Origin of the sequence: Pseudomonas sp. GD03944 (assembly GCF_029839275.1) — a bacterium.
Classification (GTDB): Bacteria; Pseudomonadota; Gammaproteobacteria; order Pseudomonadales; family Pseudomonadaceae; genus Aquipseudomonas.
The window spans coordinates 181192-199393 of record NZ_JAOCAH010000003.1; the positions used below are offsets into that span (position 1 = coordinate 181192).

Below are 18202 nucleotides of genomic sequence, written 5' to 3' on the forward strand. Positions count from 1 at the left end.
TGCGCGTCCCTTCGTTACCTCCGGGGTAGTGGACCGGACTTAGAATCCATGCAGCGCAAGCAGCAGGCTTGCATGCATAACAACAAGAAAAGGTATTCACATGAACGCGATCACGCGCCTCGCTACTGCTGTTTCTCTCGCCTCGTTGTTTCCCCTCTCCGCACTCGCTGCCGATTCCAAGGGCACCGTCGAAGTCGTCCATTGGTGGACCTCCGGTGGTGAAGCCGCTGCCGTGAACGTCCTGCGCGACCTGGTGCAGAAAGACGGCTTCACCTGGAAGGACAGTGCCGTCGCTGGGGGCGCCGGTTCCGCTGCCATGACCGTGCTCAAGACCCGCGTGGTCTCCGGCAACCCGCCAGGCGCCGCGCAGATCAAGGGCCCCGACCTGCAGGAGTGGGGCTCGCTCGACCTGCTGAGCACCCTCGATGACGTGGCCAAGGCCAACAACTGGGATGGCCTGCTGTCCAAGACCGTTTCCAACACCATGCAGTACGACGGCCACTACGTGGCGGTGCCGGTGAACATCCACCGGGTCAACTGGCTGTGGATCAACCCGCAGGTGTTCGAGAAGGCCGGCATCGACAAGGCGCCGACCACCCTCGAAGAACTCTACGCCGCCGGCGACAAGCTCAAGGCCGCCGGCTTCATTCCCCTGGCCCACGGCGGCCAGCCGTGGCAGGACAGCACCGTGTTCGAAGGCCTGGTGCTGGGCATCATGGGCGCCGAGGGCTTCCACAAGGCATTCGTCGAGAACGACGAAGCCACCCTCACCAGCCCGCAGATGACCGAAGTCTTCACCGCGCTGAAAAAACTCTCGACCTACATGGACGACAACCGCGCCGGCCGTGACTGGAACCTGGCCACCGCCGAAGTGATCGACGGCAAGGCCGGCATGCAGATCATGGGCGACTGGGCCAAGAGCGAGTGGACCGCCGCCGGCAAGGTGGCGGGCAAGGACTACCAGTGCGTGCCGATGCCGGGCACCGCCGGCAGCTACACCTACAACATCGACTCCATGGCCATGTTCAAGCTCAAGAAGGAAGGCGACATCGCCGCCCAGCACGCCCTGGCGCGCATCGCACTGGAACCGGAGTTCCAGTACGTGTTCAACCAGAACAAGGGCTCGATCCCGGTGCGCTCCGACCTGGACATGAGCAAGTTCGACAGCTGTGCCCAGGCCTCCATGAAGGATTTCCAGGAGGCCGACAAGAACGGCAAGCTGGAGCCGAGCATGGCCCACAGCATGGCCACCAACCTCGCCGTGCAGGGCGCCATCTTCGACGTGGTGACCAACTTCATGAGCGAGAAGAACGCCGACCCGAGCAAGGCCGGCGCGCAGATCTACGCGGCGATCAAATCCGCCCAGTAGGTTGAACCGGGCCGGTATCCCCGGCCCGTTTCCTTCATCACAACGCCTCTCGCGACAGGGCCCCGGTCCTGTCGGGGGCGGCGTTCGGCCCGGATTTCTTCCCTGACTGGTAATGCCCGATGAGTGTCGCGACGGTAATGACCAAGGCCTCACCCCTGGATGCGCTGCAGCGCTGGCTGCCCAAGCTGGTGCTGGCGCCGAGCATGGTGGTGGTGCTGGTCGGCTTCTATGGCTACATCCTCTGGACCCTGGTGCTCTCGTTCACCAACTCCAGCTTCATGCCCAGCTACAAGTGGGTGGGTCTGCAGCAATACGCCCGCCTGATGGACAACGACCGCTGGTGGGTGGCGAGCCAGAACCTGCTGGTGTTCGGCGGCCTGTTCATCGGCATCAGCCTGCTGATCGGGGTGTTCCTCGCGGTGCTGCTGGATCAGCGCATCCGCCGCGAAGGCTTCATCCGCACCATCTACCTGTACCCCATGGCGCTGTCGATGATCGTCACCGGCACCGCCTGGAAGTGGCTGCTCAACCCCGGCCTGGGCCTGGACAAGATGCTGCGCGACTGGGGCTGGGAAGGCTTTCGCCTGGACTGGCTGGTGGATCAGGACCGGGTCATCTACTGCCTGGTGATCGCCGCCGTGTGGCAGGCCTCGGGCTTCGTCATGGCGCTGTTCCTGGCGGGGCTGCGCAGCGTCGACCAGTCGATCATCCGCGCCGCCCAGGTGGACGGCGCGGGCCTGCCGACCATCTACCTGCGCATCGTCCTGCCGAGCCTGCGCCCGGTGTTTTTCAGTGCGGTGATGATCCTCGCCCACATCGCCATCAAGAGCTTCGACCTGGTCGCCGCCATGACCGCCGGCGGTCCCGGCTACGCCTCCGACCTGCCGGCGATGTTCATGTATTCGTTCACCTTCAGTCGCGGCCAGATGGGCATCGGCTCGGCCAGCGCCATGCTGATGCTGGGCGCGATCCTGGCGATCCTGGTGCCGTACCTCTACTCGGAACTGCGGGGCAAGCGCCATGAATAAAGCATTCAGCCCGAGCCGCCTGGCCATCCACGCCACGCTGCTGCTGGCGGCGGCGCTGTACCTGGTGCCGCTGGTGGTGATGCTGCTGACCAGCTTCAAGACCCCCGACGACATCCGCACCGGCAACCTGCTGTCCTGGCCCGAGGTGTTCACCGTGATCGGCTGGGTCAAGGCCTGGGGTGTGGTCGATGGCTACTTCTGGAACTCGATGAAGATCGCCGTGCCGGCGGTGCTGATCTCCACGGCGATCGGCGCGCTGAACGGCTACGTGCTGTCGATGTGGCGCTTCCGTGGTTCGCAGCTGTTCTTCGGGCTGCTGCTGTTCGGTTGCTTCCTGCCGTTCCAGACCGTGCTGTTGCCGGCCTCGTTCACCCTCGGCAAGTTCGGCCTGGCCAACACCACCACCGGCCTGGTGCTGGTGCACGTGGTCTACGGCATCGCCTTCACCACGCTGTTCTTCCGCAACTACTACGTGAGCGTGCCGGATGCCCTGGTGCGGGCCGCGCGCCTGGACGGGGCGGGCTTCTTCACCATTTTCGGGCGAATCCTGCTGCCCATGTCGACGCCGATCATCATGGTCTGCCTGATCTGGCAGTTCACCCAGATCTGGAACGACTTCCTGTTCGGGGTGGTGTTCGCCAGTGGCGACGCCCAGCCCATCACCGTGGCCCTCAACAACCTGGTCAACACCAGCACCGGGGCCAAGGAATACAACGTCGACATGGCTGCCGCCATGATCGCCGGCCTGCCGACCCTGGTGGTCTACGTGCTGGCTGGCAAGTACTTCCTGCGCGGCCTCACCGCCGGCGCAGTCAAAGGTTAGGAGAGCGACATGGCAACCCTCGAACTGCGCAACGTCAACAAGTCCTACGGCACTGGTCTGGCGGACACTCTGAAGAACATCGAGCTGTCGATCGGCTCCGGCGAATTCCTGATCCTGGTCGGCCCGTCCGGCTGCGGTAAGTCCACCCTGATGAACTGCATCGCCGGGCTGGAGAACATCAGCGGCGGCGCGATCCTGGTCGACGGCGCCGACATCAGCGGCATGAGCCCCAAGGATCGCGACATCGCCATGGTGTTCCAGTCCTATGCGCTGTACCCGACCATGAGCGTGCGCGACAACATTGCCTTTGGCCTGAAGATGCGCAAGATGAGCGCCGCTGATATCGAGACCGAAGTGGCCCGGGTGGCCAAGCTGCTGCAGATCGAGCACCTGCTGGGCCGCAAGCCCGGCCAGCTGTCCGGCGGCCAGCAGCAGCGGGTGGCCATGGGGCGGGCCCTGGCGCGGCGGCCGAAGATCTACCTGTTCGACGAGCCGCTGTCGAACCTCGACGCCAAGCTGCGCGTGGAGATGCGCACCGAAATCAAGCTGATGCACCAGCGCCTGAAGACCACCACGGTCTACGTCACCCACGACCAGATCGAGGCCATGACCCTGGGCGACAAGGTGGCGGTGATGAAGGACGGCATCATCCAGCAGTTCGGCACCCCGCAGCAGATCTACAACGACCCGGCCAACCTGTTCGTGGCCAGCTTCATCGGTTCGCCGCCGATGAACTTCATCCCCCTGCGTCTGCAGCGTCGCGACGACCAGCTGTGGGCGCTGCTCGATTCGGGGCAGGCGCGCTGCGAGTTGCCCCTGGGCGACATGCCGGCAGGGGTGGAGAGCCGTGAGGTGATCCTCGGCATCCGCCCGGAACAGATCCAGCTGGCGGGCGAGGGCGGCGAGTTGCCGAGCATCCGCGCCGAAGTGGAGGTCACCGAGCCCACAGGGCCGGACACCCTGGTGTTCGTCAACCTCAACCAGACCAAGGTCTGCTGCCGCCTGGCACCGGACCAGGCGCCACCGGTGGGGGCCACGCTGTCGCTGCAGTTCGAGCCGAGCAAGGTGCTGCTGTTCGATGCCCAGAGTGGTGAGCGCCTGCTGCCGGGAAAGTCGCGCTCGGCGGCTGAGCCGGCCGGCAACGTCACCCAGCTCAAGACCCGCTGATTTTTTCGTTACCCGTGTTGGTGCCCAGGGGCGTGCCTGCCGTTTCCACGCGTCTGGGGCGTTATGCAGTGAGCAGTTGAACAATAAAAACAAAAGGAGAGGCTATGAAAACTGTATCGAAGCTGGGCCTGGCGGCAACGCTCGGCTGTCTGATCCTGCCCCAGGCGCAGGCCGTGGAATTCACCGGTTACGTGCGCAGCGGCGCCGGGAGTGCCGACACCGGTGGCACGCAGCAGTGCTTCCAGCTGCCAGGTGCGCAATCCAAATACCGCCTGGGTAACGAGTGCGAGCAGTACATCGAGCTGGACCTGCGTCAGGACCTGTTCCGCCTGGATGACGGTTCGGTGATCAGCGTCGAAGGCATGGCGCAGCTCTACAACCAGTACGGCCACACACCGAAATTCACCGGCGACTACGGCTTCGCGCGGATGAACCAGATGTACGCCGAGTGGAGCAACATGCCGGCGCTCAACGGCGGCTCGCTGTGGGCGGGGCGTCGTTTCTACAAACGGAACGACATCCACATCTCCGACTTCTACTACTGGAACCAGAGCGCCACCGGCTTCGGCATCGACGAGATGGTGATCGGCGACCTGAAGTACAGCTACGTGTTCTCGCGCAAGGACAACTACGACCAGGAGCCCTACATCAACCGCCATGACTTCAACGTCGGCGGCTTCAAGGTCAATCCGGGTGGCGAGCTGGAAGTGGGCGTCAGTTACATCGACAAGCCGGACAGCACCGACAGCCACAGCGGCTGGGCCGTGACCGCGCAGCACAAGCAGGAAGATTTCCTCGGCGGGGTCAACACCTTCGCCCTGCAATACGGCCGCGGCCCGGGTACCGGCCTGGGCTACACCGGCGACCCGACCCTGGACAACAGCGCCAAGAGCTGGCGCCTGGTGGAGTTCTTCGACTGGCAGATCACTCCGCGCCTGGGTGGCCAGGTCGAAGTGGTGTACCAGAAGGACACCCGCCCGGATGGCGACGACCAGAACTGGCTGTCGGTGGGTGGTCGCACCAGCTATGCCTTCACCGAGCAGTTCAAGCTGGTCGGCGAGATCGGCCGCGACCAGGTGGAAGCGCCGGACGGTACGCGCAAGCTGACCAAATTCACCGTGGCACCGACCTGGTCGCCGGCCGGCATGGGCTTCTGGGCACGCCCTGAATTCCGCCTGTATTACACCTACGCCAGCTGGAACAAGGCCGCCCAGCGCGCCGCCAGCCTCCTGGCCGCCGGCTCGGCGCTCTCCGACACCGGCGCCTTCGACACCGCCCGCCACGGCTCCAACTTCGGCGTGCAGGTCGAGTATTGGTGGAAGTGACAGCGCGGCACCCGGTATGCGCCGCCACGCCCCTCGTAGGGTGGGTTAGCGGCGCATGCCGGGCCGTCGGTTGGTCACGGTATTGGCGCGCCGCGTAACCCACCAGGCGGTAAGCGGTGGTGCTGCGGTGGTGGGTTACGGCGCAGCGCAAATCGTGGTGTTTTGACGTCCGTAACAAGCACCTAACCCACCCTACGGGGTTGCGGTAACTCGGCTCTCGTAGGGTGGGTTAGCGGCGCATGTCGGACCGTGGGTTGGTCACGGTATTGGTGCGCCGCGTAACCCACCAATCGGTATCCGGTGGTGCTGCGGTGGTGGGTTACGGCGCAGCGTAAATCGAGGCGTTTTGATGTTCGTACCAAGCGCCTAACCCACCCTACGGGGTTGCGGTAACTCGGCTCTCGTAGGGTGGGTTAGCGGCGCGTGCCGGGCGGTGGGTTGGCCGCGGTGTTGGCGCGCCGCGTAACCCACCAGGCGGTAATCGGTGGTGCTGCGGTGGTGGGTTACGGCGCAGCGCAAATCGTGGTGTTTTGAGGTCCGTAACAAGCACCTAACCCACCCTACGGGGTCGCTGTCAGCCAGGAGGGCGCATGCTTTTGTAGGGTGGGTTAGCGGCGCACGCCGGGCTGTTGGTTGGTCACGGTATTGGCGCGCCGCGTAACCCACCAGGCGATACCCGGTGGTGCTGCGGTGGTGGGTTACGGCGCGGCGCGAATCGTAGTGTTTTGACGTCCGTAACAGGCACCTAACCCACCCTACGGGGTTGCGGTAGGGCGTTGGCTCAACTGGGCTCTTCGTCGGCCGGGTAGCGGCTGGCGGTGAGGCTTTCCTTGATCTTGCGCAGGTGGGGCTGGAAGTCCACGCCGCGGCGCAGGGTCACGCCGGTGGCGAGGACGTCGAGGACGGTGAGCTGGATGATGCGCGAGGTCATCGGCATGTAGATGTCGGTGTCTTCCGGCAGCGGGATGTCCAGGCTCAGGGTACTGGCCTGGGCCAGGGGCGAGCCGGCGGCCGTGAGGCCGAGTACCGAAGCGCCGTTCTGCCGGGCCAGGCGTGCCACCTCCACCAGCTCGCGGGTGCGGCCGGTGTAGGAAATGATCACGAACAGGTCGCCGGTGTGGGCCACCGAGGCCAGCATGCGTTGCATCAGCACGTCGGCATGGGCGGTGACCGCCAGGTTGAAGCGGAAGAACTTGTGCTGGGCATCCAGGGCCACCGGGGCCGAGGCGCCGAGGCCGAAGAAGTGGATCTGCCGGGCCTGGATCAGCAGGTCGACGGCGCGGCTGATGAGTTGCGGGTCGAGCACGTTGCAGGCGCTGTCCAGGGAGGCGATGGCGCTGCCGAATATCTTGCGCGTGTAAGCCTCGGGGCCGTCGTCGGCTTCCACTGCGCGGCTGACGTAGGCGGCGCCGCTGGCCAGGCTCTGGGCCAGCTGCATCTTCAGTTCGGGGTAGCCGCCGACGCCGAAGGAGCGGCAGAAACGGTTGACCGTCGGTTCGCTGACCTGGGCGGCCTGGGCCAGGGCGGCGATGCTGAAGCGGGTGGCCTGCTGCGGGTTGTGCAGGATCACTTCGGCGACCTTGCGTTCGGCCTTGTTCAGGCTGTCGAGACGTCCCTTGATCTGTTCCAGCAGGTTACGCACGCGATCCATGTTCGTCCTCGACGGGGAGTAAAAAGGCAGGCCTATCCTACTGGGCGCCCCGTATCGCGGCCATAGGCAGGTGGATTTCTAAAAAATGTTGTGTTTATTACTACATTGAGTCTTGTAAAAACCTGCCGCAGCCGGTATTTCTACGTCATCTTGATAGAAGAACAAATATTATGCCATCCATAACCGTCGACGCCTGTTCCTTCGCCCTGTTCGGTGCGCTGGGGGATCTGGCGCTCCGTAAGTTGTTCCCGGCGCTCTATCAACTGGACCGCGCCGGCCTGCTGCATGCGGACACCCGCATCCTGGCCCTGGCCCGTGACGCCGGCGACGCCAGCCAGCACCTCGCTGCCATTGAACAGCACCTGCGCCGCTACGTGCCCGCCGGCGACCTGGACGCCGCCGTCCTGGCGCGTTTCAACGCACGCCTGAGCTACCTGCAGATGGATTTTCTCCAGGCCGACGACTACGCCGCCCTGGCCGAGCGGGTCGGCGCGAGCGAGCAGGTGATTGCCTACTTCGCCACCCCGGCGTCGGTCTACGGCGGCATCTGCGCCAACCTGGCCGCCATCGGCCTGGCCGAGCGCACCCGGGTGGTGCTGGAGAAGCCCATCGGCCATGACCTGGCGTCCTCGCGGGCGGTGAACGAGGCGGTGGCGCAGTACTTCCCCGAGTCCCGGGTCTATCGCATCGACCACTACCTGGGCAAGGAGACGGTGCAGAACCTGATCGCCCTGCGTTTCGCCAACAGCCTGTTCGAAACCCAGTGGAACCAGAACCACATCTCCCACGTGGAAATCACCGTGGCGGAGAAGGTCGGCATCGAAGGACGCTGGGGCTATTTCGACCAGGCCGGGCAGCTGCGCGACATGATCCAGAACCACCTGCTGCAGCTGCTCTGCCTGATTGCCATGGACCCGCCCAGCGACCTGTCCGCCGACAGCATCCGCGACGAGAAGGTCAAGGTGCTCAAGGCCCTGGAGCCGATCACTGCCGAGCAACTGGGGCGCCAGGTGATCCGCGGCCAGTACATCGCCGGCAGCAGCGATGGCCGGGCGGTGCCGGGCTACCTGGAAGAAGAGAACTCCAACACCCGCAGCGACACCGAGACCTTCGTTGCGCTGCGTCTGGACATCCGCAACTGGCGTTGGGCCGGCGTGCCGTTCTACCTGCGCACCGGCAAGCGCATGCCGCAGAAGCTGTCGCAGATCGTCATCCACTTCAAGGAACCGCCGCACTACATCTTCGCTCCCGAGCAGCGCCAGTTGATCGGCAACAAGCTGATCATCCGCCTGCAGCCGGACGAGGGCATCGCCCTGCAGGTGATGACCAAGGACCAGGGCCTGGACAAGGGCATGCAGCTGCGCAGCGGCCCGTTGCAGCTGAACTTCTCCGACACCTACCGCAGCGCGCGCATCCCCGATGCCTACGAGCGGCTGGTGCTGGAAGTGATGGGCGGCAACCAGAACCTGTTCGTGCGCAAGGACGAAATCGAATTCGCCTGGCAGTGGTGCGACCAACTGATCGCCGGCTGGAAGCAACTGGGCGATTCGCCCAAGCCGTACCCGGCCGGCACCTGGGGACCGATGGCATCGGTCGCGTTGATAACCCGAGACGGAAGGTCCTGGTATGGCGATCTCTGACCTGGCCTTGCCCGCAGGCGTGCGCACGCACGAACTGGGCAATGCCGAACAACTGGCCGAGCGCCTGGCGCTCGACGTGGCGCAGGCCCTGCGCGACGCCATTGCCGAACGCGGCATGGCGACCCTGGTGGTCTCCGGCGGGCGCAGCCCGATTGCTTTCTTCGAATACCTGTCCGGCCTGGACCTGCCGTGGTCGCAGGTGGTGGTGAGCCTGGCAGACGAACGCTGGGTGCCGGTCAACCACGCCACCAGCAACGAAGGCCTGGTGCGCCGTCACCTGCTGCGCGGCCCGGCGGCCGAGGCGCGTTTCGTCAGCCTGTACCAGGTGGCGAACAGCCTGGAGCAGGCGGCGGAACTCGCCGACCAGGCCCTGGCGAAGCTGCCGCCCATCGATGTGCTGGTGCTGGGCATGGGCGACGACGGCCACACCGCGTCGCTGTTCCCCGGCAGCCCGAACCTGGCGCAGGCGCTGCAGCCCGACGGCACGCGCCGGTGCCTGCCGATGCAGGCGCCGAGCGAGCCGCGCCAGCGCCTGACCCTGACCCTGCCCGTGCTGGCCAGTGCCCGGTTGCCCCTGTTGGCGATCCAGGGCCAGGCCAAGCTGGCGACCCTGAACGAGGCCCTGGGCCTGGATGACGTGACGCGGATGCCTGTTCGCGCCTTCGTAAACGCTCCCCTTGCGATCTACTGGTGCCCCTAGGGCTGAAGGACCAACCGTTATGACGACGCTCGACACTGGCCTGCAGCAGCGCATGGCCGACAAGATCAAACTGCTCGACAGCATCTGTGCCCGCGCGCGGATCATGCCGGTGATCACCATCGCCCGCGAAGCGGACATCCTGCCCCTGGCCGACGCCCTGGCCGCCGGTGGCCTGACGGTGCTGGAAGTGACCCTGCGCTCGGCGTTCGGCCTCACCGCCATCCGTCGTCTGCGCGAAGAACGCCCCGACCTGTGCGTCGGCGCCGGCACCGTGCTCGACCTGCAGATGCTGGCGGCGGCCGAGGAGGCCGGCGCGCAGTTCATCGTGACCCCGGGTTCCACCACCGAATTGCTCAAGGCCAGCCTGGACAGCCCGGTGCCGATGCTGCCGGGTACCAGCAGCGCCTCGGACATCATGCTCGGCTACGCCCTGGGCTACCGCCGCTTCAAGCTGTTCCCGGCGGAACTCTCCGGCGGCGTGGCGGCGCTCAAGGCCCTCGGCGGGCCGTTCGGCGAGGCGCGTTTCTGCCCCACCGGCGGGGTCAACACCGAGAACCTGACCCGCTACATGGCCCAGCCCAACGTGATGTGCGTGGGCGGCAGCTGGATGCTCGACAGCCAATGGATCAAGAACGGCGACTGGGCCAAGGTCCAGCAGTGCAGTGCCGAGGCGTTGAAACTCCTGGATTGATTCACCCACCCGCGTATTCGCAAGAGGACCTGTCATGACCGCGCCCCATCAGCTCGACGACCTGTTTCCCACCGCCGCCGACATCCCAGAGCGCTACCGCCCGGGCGCCCCGATCAAGCAGCGCGAGTACCTGGTGAACGGCGAGCTGGTGAGTTGGGACGGTCCGCTGGCCACGGTGCGCAGCCCGGTGTTCCTGGCCACTGAGCAGGGCGATCAGCAGGTGATGCTGGGCAGCACGCCACTGCTCGATGCCGACGCCGCCCTGGCGGCGCTGGATGCGGCGGTGGCGGCCTATGACCACGGCCAGGGTGCCTGGCCGACGCTGCGCGTGGCCGAGCGCATCCAGTACGTCGAGACCTTCCTGGCGCGCATGCGCGAGCAGCGCGAAGCCGTAGTCAAGCTGCTGATGTGGGAGATCGGCAAGAACCTCAAGGATTCGGAGAAGGAATTCGACCGCACCTGCGACTACATCGTCGACACCATCCAGGCGCTCAAGGAACTCGATCGCCGCTCCAGCCGTTTCGAGCTGGAGCAGGGCACCCTCGGGCAGATCCGCCGGGTGCCGCTGGGTGTGGCGCTGTGCATGGGGCCGTTCAACTACCCGCTGAACGAGACCTTCACCACCCTGATCCCGGCGCTGATCATGGGCAACACCGTGGTGTTCAAGCCGGCCAAGTTCGGCGTGCTGCTGATCCGCCCGCTGCTCGAAGCCTTCCGCGACAGCTTCCCGGCCGGGGTCATCAACATCATCTACGGCCGTGGCCGCGAGACCGTCAGCGCGCTGATGGCCAGCGGCAAGGTCGACGTGTTCGCCTTCATCGGCACCAACAAGGGCGCCAGCGACCTGAAGAAACTGCACCCGCGCCCGCACCGCCTGCGCGCGGCCCTGGGCCTGGACGCGAAGAACCCGGGCATCGTGCTGCCGGACGTGGACCTGGACAACGCGGTCAGCGAGGCCGTTACCGGCTCGCTGTCGTTCAACGGCCAGCGTTGTACCGCCCTGAAGATTCTCTTCGTTCATGAGGACGTGCTGGCGCCGTTCCTCGACAAGTTCTGCGCCCGGCTGGCCCAGCTCAAGCCCGGCATGCCCTGGGACGACGGCGTGGCGCTGACGCCGCTGCCCGAACCGGGCAAGGTCGACTACCTCAACGGCCTGCTCACCGATGCGGTGGCGAAGGGCGCGCGGGTGATCAACCCCGGCGGCGGCAGCCACCGCCAGAGCTTCTTCTACCCGGCGGTGCTCAGCCCGGTCACGCCGCAGATGCGCCTGTACCAGGAAGAGCAGTTCGGCCCGCTGATCCCGGTGGTGCCGTACCGCGAGCTGGAGGAGGTGATCGAGTACGTGCTGCATTCCGACTTCGGCCAGCAGCTCAGCCTGTTCGGCAACGATTCGGCGCAGATCGGCCGGCTGGTCGATGCCTTCGCCAACCAGGTGGGCCGCATCAACATCAACGCCCAGTGCCAGCGCGGCCCCGACACCTTCCCGTTCAACGGTCGCAAGAACTCGGCCGAAGGCACGCTGTCGGTACATGACGCGCTGCGCACGTTCTCCATCCGCACCCTGGTGGCCACCAAGTTCCAGGACGACAACAAGGCGCTGATCAGCGAGATCATTCGCAAGCGCGAGTCGAGCTTCCTGACCACCGACTACATCTTCTGACCTTCAGCGGGGCGACCTCCGGGGCGCCCCGTGCCCCGGAGGGAGTGCCCCATGCTGGCTTCGATCAACCGAGACACCCAGCTGTGCATGTCGCTGTCGGCACGGCCCGGCAACTTCGGCACACGCTTCCAGAACCACCTGTACCAGGCCCTGGGCCTGAACTTCGTCTACAAGGCCTTCAGCACCACCGACCTGCCGGCTGCCATCGGCGGCATCCGCGCCCTGGGTATTCGGGGCTGCGCGGTGTCGATGCCGTTCAAGGAAGCCTGCATCCCGCTGCTGGATGCGCTGCATCCCTCGGCCGCCGGCATCGCCTCGGTGAACACTATCGTTGCCGAGCAGGGCCACCTGACCGGCTACAACACCGATTACCAGGCGGTGGCCAGTCTGCTGCGCAGCCACCGCATTCCCACTGACGCCTCCTTCGCCCTGCACGGCAGCGGCGGCATGGCCAAGGCCGTGGCATTCGCCCTGCGCGACAGCGATTTTCGCGACGGCTGCATCGTCGCGCGCAACGAGACGACGGGCAGGGCGCTGGCCCAGGCCTGTGGCTTCACCTGGCAGGCGCAGCTGGGCGAGACGCGGCCGGCGCTGCTGATCAACGTCACCCCGTTGGGCATGAGCGGCGGCCCGGAGGCGCAGAGCCTGGCCTTCAGCGAAGCCGCGGTAGAGGCGGCTCGCTACGTGTTCGACGTGGTGGCGATTCCGCCGGAAACCCCGCTGATCCGCCTGGCGCGCCGCCAGGGCAAGCCGGTGATCACCGGGGCCGAGGTCATCGTGTTGCAGGCCCTCGAACAGTTCGTGCTCTACACCGGGGTGCGCCCCGAGCCTGAGCTGGTGCAGCAGGCCGCCGCCATCGCCCTGGCTTGAGTTCGCTCAGAGGCCGGTGAAGAAGCGCTTGGCGTCGTCCTGCAGCAGCTGCACCAAGGTCTGCGCCGCCGGCGACAGGTAGCCGCCGGTGCGCAGGCTGACGCCGATGGTGCGGGTCATGGTGGTTTCCGGCAGCGGCACCTCGCGCAGGCGGTCCACGCCTTTGCCGAACTCCAGGGTCTCGCGGGCCAGGAAGCTCAGCAGGTTGGTGCGGGCGATCAGCCGCGGCAGCAGGGAAATGGTGTTGGTCTCGATCTGCACGAAGGGCGGCGGCAACTGCCGCGACTGGAACACCGTGTCGATCCAGCGTCGCGCCGATACGCCGCTGCCCGGCAATACCCAGCGGTACTGGCTGAGGTCTTCGAGGCGGCAGGGCTTCTGGAAGATCGGGTGGTTGCGGCTGGCGACCACCACCGCTTCGTCTTCTAGCAGCGGGTAGCTGGTCAGGGACGGATCGCCGCTGATCAGCGGGCAGATGATCATGTCCAGGCGGTCGGTGCGCAGTTGCTCGCGGAGCATGTCGTCCTGGCCGATCAGCAGGTTCAGGGTGATGTCCGGCGCCCGTTCCAGCAGGGCCGCGGTCAGCTGCGGCAGCAGGTACTCGGCCATGGTCGCCGCGCAACCCAGGCGGATGTTGCCCACCGCGCCGCTGGCGAAATCCCGCACCTCCCGTTCCGTCTCGGCGATGTTGCGCTGCAACTGCCGGCCCCGTTGCAACAGCAGTTCACCCACCGCGGTCAGCTTGATCCGCCGGCCGTCGCGCTGGAACAGCTTGGTGCCCAGGGATTCTTCCAGGCGCTGGATGCTCTTGGTCAGCGCCGGCTGGCTGCGGTTGAGTTTTTCCGCCGCCTTTCCCAGGTGTTCCAGCTCGGCGATGGTCTCGAAATAGGCCAAGTCGCGCAGGTCCATAATCGATAACTCGCAGTTATGAATTAATCACTATTAGAAAATAGACTTGATAGGTTGCGCCACCGATAATTTGTCCATCGCGTCAGATTCCTTTGTCGACGCTCTGGAGGTCCATCGTGTCGCTACCTCGTACTGTTTCCCTGAGTGCCTTGCCCGTCGTTCTGCAGTGGGTGTTGCTGGTGATTCTGGCGGGAGCGGCGGGGCAGGGATTGCGACACGCGGACGTACCGGCGGGGCAGTTCCTCGGCCCGATGCTGGTGGCCATCGCCTTCGGTGCCAGCGGCGCGACCATTCGCGTGCCGAAGCTGCTGTTCAAGCTCGGCCAGGGCTGCGTCGGTGCACTGATCGCCCACTCGATCAGCCTGGCGGTGCTGCTGTCCCTGGCCCAGACCTGGCAGATGATGCTGCTGGCGACGCTGCTGACGGTGTCGCTCAGCGCCCTGGTCGGCCTGGGCCTGGTGCGCTTCGCCGGCCTTTCGGCCAGCACCGCGGCCTGGGGCACGGCACCGGGGGCGGCCTCGGCCATCGTCGGCATGGCCGAAGAGCAGGGCGCCGACGCCCGGGTGGTGGCCACCATGCAGTACGTGCGGGTGGTCTGCGTGGTGGTGGTCGGGGCCATGGTCAGCCGCCTGCTGGGTGTCGAGGGCGGTGCCAGCGAGGTGCAGGCGGCGCCGTTTGCCTTCGACCTGAGCAGCATCTTCAACCTGCTCGCCAGCCTGGCGGTGATCGCCAGCGGGGCGCTGCTCGGGGCACGCCTGCCGGCCGGGGCCTTGCTCCTGCCGCTGTTCCTCGGCGGCCTGTTGCAGGTGACCGGGCTGGTGCAGATTCATCTGCCGGCCACCCTGCTGGCGGTGGCCTACGGCGTGATCGGCTGCTACGTCGGCCTGCGCTTCGACCGGCCGACCCTGCGCTACGTCTGGGGCCGGTTGCCGGCGATGGTGCTGGGCGCCTTGCTGCTGATCCTGCTCTGCGCCGCCTCGGCTTGGGTGATCGCTCACTGGCTGGGCATGGACTTCCTCTCGGTGTACCTGGCCACCAGCCCGGGCGGCCTGGACGCCATGGCGATCATCGCGGTGGACACCCAGTCGGACGTCGGCTTGGTGCTGGCCATGCAGACTCTACGCCTGCTCGGGGTGGTGCTCACCGGGGCCTTCTTCGCCCGGCTGATCATGCGCCTGAGCGTACCGCGTCCGGCAGTCGACTAACCGGCCGGCGCTTGCCATTATCCCGTCCACCTTCCAAGGAGCAGGCCCCATGCATATCGTGATTCCCGATGACTACCAGGACGCCATCCGTTCGCTGGCGTGTTTCACCCAGCTGGAGGGCCACCAGGTTTCGCTCTACCACGATGTGCAGAAAGACCCCGACGTGCTGGCCCACCGTTTCGCCGAGGCCGACGCCCTGGTCCTGACCCGCGAACGCACGGTGATCGACGACGCCCTGCTGGCGCGCCTACCGCGCTTGAAAGTGATCAGCCAGACCGGCAAGACCGGTCCGCACATCGACATTGCTGCCTGCACCCGACGTGGGGTGGCGGTGGTCGAGGGCCGGGGTTCGCCGGTGGCCGCCGCCGAGCTGACCTGGGCCCTGATGCTCAACGCGCGGCGTCAGCTGCGCGGTGCCATCGACGGCCTGTACGCCGGCCAGTGGCAGGTCAACCTGGGCGAGCGCCTGTGCGGGCAGACCCTGGGCATCTGGGGCTACGGCAAGATCGGCCAGCGCCTGGCCCGTTACGCCCAGGCGTTCGAGATGCCGGTGCTGGTGTGGGGCAGCGAGGGCTCGCGCCAGGCCGCTGAGGCGGACGGGCACCGGGCGGCGACTTCGCGCGAGGCGTTCTTCGCCGAGGCCGACATCGTCAGCCTGCACCTGCGCCTGGCGGCTGAGACGCGGCACGGCATCACCCTCGACGACCTGTCGCGGATGAAACCCGATGCGCTGCTGGTCAACACCAGCCGCGCCGAACTGATCGCCCCCGGCGCCCTGCAGACCGCCCTGGAGCAGGGGCGCCCCGGTTTCGCCGCGCTGGATGTGTTCGAGCAGGAGCCGCTGCTCGACACCGACCACCCGCTGCTGCGCAATCCCCGGGTGCTGTGCACGCCGCACATTGGCTACGTCGAGCGCCACAGCTACGAGCTGTACTTCGGCGATGCCTTCGCCAACGTGCTGGCCTTCTTCCGTGGTGCGCCCACGGGCCTGGCCAATCCCGAGGTGCTGCAGGCCACGTCTTCCGCCCGCCCATGAACCGACTGGACCGCCTGCTGGCGATGATCCTGGTGCTCCAGGGCCGTCGCCTGGTGACCGCCGACTACCTGGCCGAGCATTTTGGCCTGAGCGTGCGCACCGTGTACCGCGACCTGGCCGCCCTGGGCGAGGCCGGCGTGCCCATCGCGGCCCAGGCCGGGCTCGGCTACAGCCTGCTCAAGGGCTACCACCTGCCGCCGGTGAATTTCACCGAGCAGGAGGCCGCCGCGCTGATCACCGGCGGCCTGCTCGTGCAGCAGTTCACCGACCCTTCGCTCAGCGGCCCGATGCAATCGGCCCTGGCCAAGGTGCGCAGCGTGTTGCCGGCGGCCCCGCGCGAGCGGATCGACAGCCTCGAACAGGGCATGGCCAGCCTCGTCAGCCCGCTGGGCGCGCCACCCAGTCACCTGGACGTGGTGCAGCGCGCCCTGGGCCTGCGCCAGGTGCTGCGTTTCGATTACGGCGGTGCCCACGGCGAGCAGACGGCGGGGAGGGAAGTGGAGCCCCACGGCCTGATCCATTACCTGCAACGCTGGCACCTGATCGGCTGGTGCCGCCTGCGTGGCGCCTACCGGGATTTCCGCTGCGACCGCATGCGCCAGGTCGAGGTGCTGGACGAAACCTTCGTGCCGCGCGCCGACTTCTCCGCCGAGGCGTTCGTGCAGGGCATGCCGGAGCCGCTGTTGCAGGCGCGCATCCGCTTCGAGCCGGCGGCCGCCGACCGGGCCAAGCGCGAGTGGTACCTGGGGCTGCTCGACGAGCAGGTGGAAGAGGGCGTGCACACCCTGACCCTGTCCACCGTGGAGTGGCCGGCGCTGGCCACCTGGCTGCTGTCGTTCGGCAGCAGCGCCACGGTGCTGGGGCCGGACAGCCTGCGCCACCTGATGGTCGAGGTGGCCGAACAGACGGCACGGCACCACCGCCAGCTCCTGACATAGGGCTGTCAGTCGCTGCCGCTAGGCTGTGGTCATTCCCCGATTTCGACAGGACCCACGATGCCTCTGCCCACGGACGACCAGCTCCAGCGAGCCCCCGCCCTCAAGGAAATCTTCAACCGCGAACGCCTGCGGCACATCGCCGAGCAGGTGCAGGCGGTCCATCCCGCATTCGACACCGCGGCCTTTCTGCGCCTCGCCAGCGACGGCCTGGACGACCTGTCGGTGACGCAGCGCCTGCAGCGGGTCAGCGACTGCCTGCACCAGGTGCTGGACATGGACTTTCCCCAGGCGCTGGCGGCGCTGTACCCCGTCGCGCCGCGGATCAACAGTGGCTTCGTCAGCCTGTTCCTGCCGCAGTACGTGGCCACCTACGGCCAGGGCCATGTCCAGCAGTCCCTGGAGGCGTTGCGTTACTTCACCGGCTTCGGCTCCTCGGAGTTCGCCATCCGGCATTTTCTGCTGGCGGACTTCGACCGCACCCTGGCGGTGATGCACGACTGGGCGCAGGACGGTGACGAGCACGTGCGGCGCCTGGCCAGCGAAGGCTGCCGGCCGCGGCTGCCCTGGTCGTTCCGTCTGGCCCGGGTGCAGGCCGAGCCGCAGCGGGTGATGCCGATCCTCGAGCGTCTGCGCGCCGACGACAGCCTGTACGTGCGCAAATCGGTGGCCAACCACCTCAACGACATCGGCAAGGATCACCCGGATTACCTGCTCGACCAGCTGGAGCAGTGGCCCCAGGACGACCGCCGCACCGCCTGGATCATCCGTCATGCGCTGCGCAGCCTGGTCAAGCAGGGCAACCGCCGCGCCCTGGCGATCCTCGGGGCGGGGCAGGCGCCCCAGGTCGCGCTGCAGGACCTGCGCATCGAGCCGCAGCCGGTGCGCCTGGGCGACAGCATGCGGCTGGCCTTCACCCTGGTGTCCCAGTCGGACCAGGCCCAGCGTCTGGTGATCGACTACGCCATCGACTACGTGAAGAAGAGCGGGGCGACCAGCGCCAAGGTATTCAAGCTGACAACCCTGGAGCTGCCCGGCCACGGCAGCGTGACCCTGGGGCGCAGCCAGCAGATCCGCCAGTTGACCACCCGCGTGCATTACCCGGGACACCACGCCGTGCACGTGCTGGTCAATGGCGAGCGGGTGGGCAGCACCGGCTTCGATCTGCTGGACTGAAGCACGCCGGAAAAATC

At 66.6% G+C, this 18202-nt stretch carries 16 protein-coding genes; 14 read left to right on the top strand and 2 right to left on the bottom strand.

Features of this window, described 5'->3' with window-relative positions; genetic code table 11:
- The first annotated feature begins 100 nt into the window (after window positions 1-100).
- The 5 genes from N5C28_RS06805 to N5C28_RS06825 all read left to right on the top strand — a co-directional run bounded on the left by N5C28_RS06805 (window position 101) and on the right by N5C28_RS06825 (window position 5712).
- Window positions 101-1369: an ABC transporter substrate-binding protein gene (locus N5C28_RS06805; protein ID WP_279821228.1), complete on the top strand. Its 1269-nt coding sequence runs from the start codon at window positions 101-103 to the stop codon at window positions 1367-1369.
- Window positions 1370-1488: 119 nt separating this feature from the next.
- Window positions 1489-2397 carry a sugar ABC transporter permease gene (locus tag N5C28_RS06810; RefSeq protein ID WP_279821229.1) on the top strand — a complete coding sequence of 303 codons (909 nt, stop codon included), beginning with the start codon at window positions 1489-1491 and terminating at the stop codon, window positions 2395-2397.
- A complete protein-coding gene (locus N5C28_RS06815) occupies window positions 2390-3220 on the top strand; it encodes a carbohydrate ABC transporter permease (protein ID WP_279821230.1) in 831 nt (276 codons plus the stop codon). The genes N5C28_RS06810 and N5C28_RS06815 overlap by 8 nt, the downstream gene beginning before the upstream one ends.
- A 9-nt stretch (window positions 3221-3229) precedes the next feature.
- Complete coding sequence (locus N5C28_RS06820; RefSeq protein WP_279821231.1) at window positions 3230-4387, top strand: ABC transporter ATP-binding protein; 1158 nt, start codon at window positions 3230-3232, stop codon at window positions 4385-4387.
- A 104-nt stretch (window positions 4388-4491) separates the two neighbouring features.
- On the top strand, window positions 4492-5712 hold the full coding sequence (locus tag N5C28_RS06825) for a carbohydrate porin (RefSeq protein WP_279821232.1): 1221 nt from the start codon (window positions 4492-4494) through the stop codon (window positions 5710-5712).
- A gap of 781 nt (window positions 5713-6493) precedes the next feature.
- On the opposite strand, the gene N5C28_RS06830 is transcribed toward N5C28_RS06825, so the two are convergent.
- A complete protein-coding gene (locus N5C28_RS06830) occupies window positions 6494-7354 on the bottom strand; it encodes a MurR/RpiR family transcriptional regulator (RefSeq protein WP_279821546.1) in 861 nt (286 codons plus the stop codon).
- A gap of 179 nt (window positions 7355-7533) precedes the next feature.
- Between N5C28_RS06830 and zwf the strand changes: the two genes are divergently transcribed.
- The 5 genes from zwf to N5C28_RS06855 are packed head-to-tail and all read left to right on the top strand — an operon-like array spanning window position 7534 to window position 12924.
- On the top strand, window positions 7534-9003 hold the full coding sequence (gene zwf / locus N5C28_RS06835) for a glucose-6-phosphate dehydrogenase (protein WP_279821233.1): 1470 nt from the start codon (window positions 7534-7536) through the stop codon (window positions 9001-9003).
- Window positions 8990-9703 (top strand): 6-phosphogluconolactonase, encoded by a 714-nt coding sequence (gene pgl, locus N5C28_RS06840; protein ID WP_279821234.1) that lies wholly within the window; start codon window positions 8990-8992, stop codon window positions 9701-9703. Before zwf ends, pgl begins: the two co-directional genes overlap by 14 nt.
- A gap of 19 nt (window positions 9704-9722) precedes the next feature.
- Window positions 9723-10394, top strand: a complete 672-nt coding sequence (locus N5C28_RS06845; protein WP_279821235.1) for a bifunctional 4-hydroxy-2-oxoglutarate aldolase/2-dehydro-3-deoxy-phosphogluconate aldolase — start codon at window positions 9723-9725, stop codon at window positions 10392-10394.
- Between the two features lie 34 nt (window positions 10395-10428).
- Window positions 10429-12054: an NADP-dependent glyceraldehyde-3-phosphate dehydrogenase gene (locus N5C28_RS06850; protein ID WP_279821236.1), complete on the top strand. Its 1626-nt coding sequence runs from the start codon at window positions 10429-10431 to the stop codon at window positions 12052-12054.
- A gap of 51 nt (window positions 12055-12105) precedes the next feature.
- Window positions 12106-12924: a shikimate 5-dehydrogenase gene (locus tag N5C28_RS06855; RefSeq protein WP_279821237.1), complete on the top strand. Its 819-nt coding sequence runs from the start codon at window positions 12106-12108 to the stop codon at window positions 12922-12924.
- Between the two features lie 6 nt (window positions 12925-12930).
- Here the strand turns inward: N5C28_RS06855 and N5C28_RS06860 are convergent, their stop codons facing one another.
- Window positions 12931-13833: a LysR substrate-binding domain-containing protein gene (locus N5C28_RS06860; protein ID WP_279821238.1), complete on the bottom strand. Its 903-nt coding sequence runs from the start codon at window positions 13831-13833 to the stop codon at window positions 12931-12933.
- A gap of 116 nt (window positions 13834-13949) precedes the next feature.
- Here N5C28_RS06860 and N5C28_RS06865 point away from each other — a divergent pair, with 116 nt between their 5' ends.
- From N5C28_RS06865 to N5C28_RS06880, 4 genes are read left to right on the top strand one after another with little or no spacing between them, the layout of a single operon-like run.
- Entirely contained in the window at window positions 13950-15038 is a 1089-nt protein-coding gene (locus N5C28_RS06865; protein WP_279821239.1) for an AbrB family transcriptional regulator, read from the top strand.
- A 49-nt stretch (window positions 15039-15087) separates the two neighbouring features.
- Window positions 15088-16074, top strand: a complete 987-nt coding sequence (locus tag N5C28_RS06870; RefSeq protein WP_279821240.1) for a D-2-hydroxyacid dehydrogenase family protein — start codon at window positions 15088-15090, stop codon at window positions 16072-16074.
- Window positions 16071-17012 carry a YafY family protein gene (locus tag N5C28_RS06875; RefSeq protein WP_279821241.1) on the top strand — a complete coding sequence of 314 codons (942 nt, stop codon included), beginning with the start codon at window positions 16071-16073 and terminating at the stop codon, window positions 17010-17012. Before N5C28_RS06870 ends, N5C28_RS06875 begins: the two co-directional genes overlap by 4 nt.
- 57 nt (window positions 17013-17069) lie before the next feature.
- On the top strand, window positions 17070-18185 hold the full coding sequence (locus N5C28_RS06880; RefSeq protein WP_279821242.1) for a DNA alkylation repair protein: 1116 nt from the start codon (window positions 17070-17072) through the stop codon (window positions 18183-18185).
- Window positions 18186-18202 lie beyond the last annotated feature (17 nt).

What these genes read in the sequence shown, in the direction of transcription:
- N5C28_RS06805 (WP_279821228.1), top strand. Translation starts at nt 101, where the DNA reads ATGAACGCGATCACGCGCCTCGCTACTGCTGTTTCTCTCGCCTCGTTG.
- N5C28_RS06810 (WP_279821229.1), top strand. Translation starts at nt 1,489, where the DNA reads ATGAGTGTCGCGACGGTAATGACCAAGGCCTCACCCCTGGATGCGCTG.
- N5C28_RS06815 (WP_279821230.1), top strand. Translation starts at nt 2,390, where the DNA reads ATGAATAAAGCATTCAGCCCGAGCCGCCTGGCCATCCACGCCACGCTG.
- N5C28_RS06820 (WP_279821231.1), top strand. Translation starts at nt 3,230, where the DNA reads ATGGCAACCCTCGAACTGCGCAACGTCAACAAGTCCTACGGCACTGGT.
- N5C28_RS06825 (WP_279821232.1), top strand. Translation starts at nt 4,492, where the DNA reads ATGAAAACTGTATCGAAGCTGGGCCTGGCGGCAACGCTCGGCTGTCTG.
- zwf (WP_279821233.1), top strand. Translation starts at nt 7,534, where the DNA reads ATGCCATCCATAACCGTCGACGCCTGTTCCTTCGCCCTGTTCGGTGCG.
- pgl (WP_279821234.1), top strand. Translation starts at nt 8,990, where the DNA reads ATGGCGATCTCTGACCTGGCCTTGCCCGCAGGCGTGCGCACGCACGAA.
- N5C28_RS06845 (WP_279821235.1), top strand. Translation starts at nt 9,723, where the DNA reads ATGACGACGCTCGACACTGGCCTGCAGCAGCGCATGGCCGACAAGATC.
- N5C28_RS06850 (WP_279821236.1), top strand. Translation starts at nt 10,429, where the DNA reads ATGACCGCGCCCCATCAGCTCGACGACCTGTTTCCCACCGCCGCCGAC.
- N5C28_RS06855 (WP_279821237.1), top strand. Translation starts at nt 12,106, where the DNA reads ATGCTGGCTTCGATCAACCGAGACACCCAGCTGTGCATGTCGCTGTCG.
- N5C28_RS06860 (WP_279821238.1), bottom strand. Translation starts at nt 13,833, where the DNA reads ATGGACCTGCGCGACTTGGCCTATTTCGAGACCATCGCCGAGCTGGAA.
- N5C28_RS06870 (WP_279821240.1), top strand. Translation starts at nt 15,088, where the DNA reads ATGCATATCGTGATTCCCGATGACTACCAGGACGCCATCCGTTCGCTG.
- N5C28_RS06875 (WP_279821241.1), top strand. Translation starts at nt 16,071, where the DNA reads ATGAACCGACTGGACCGCCTGCTGGCGATGATCCTGGTGCTCCAGGGC.
- N5C28_RS06880 (WP_279821242.1), top strand. Translation starts at nt 17,070, where the DNA reads ATGCCTCTGCCCACGGACGACCAGCTCCAGCGAGCCCCCGCCCTCAAG.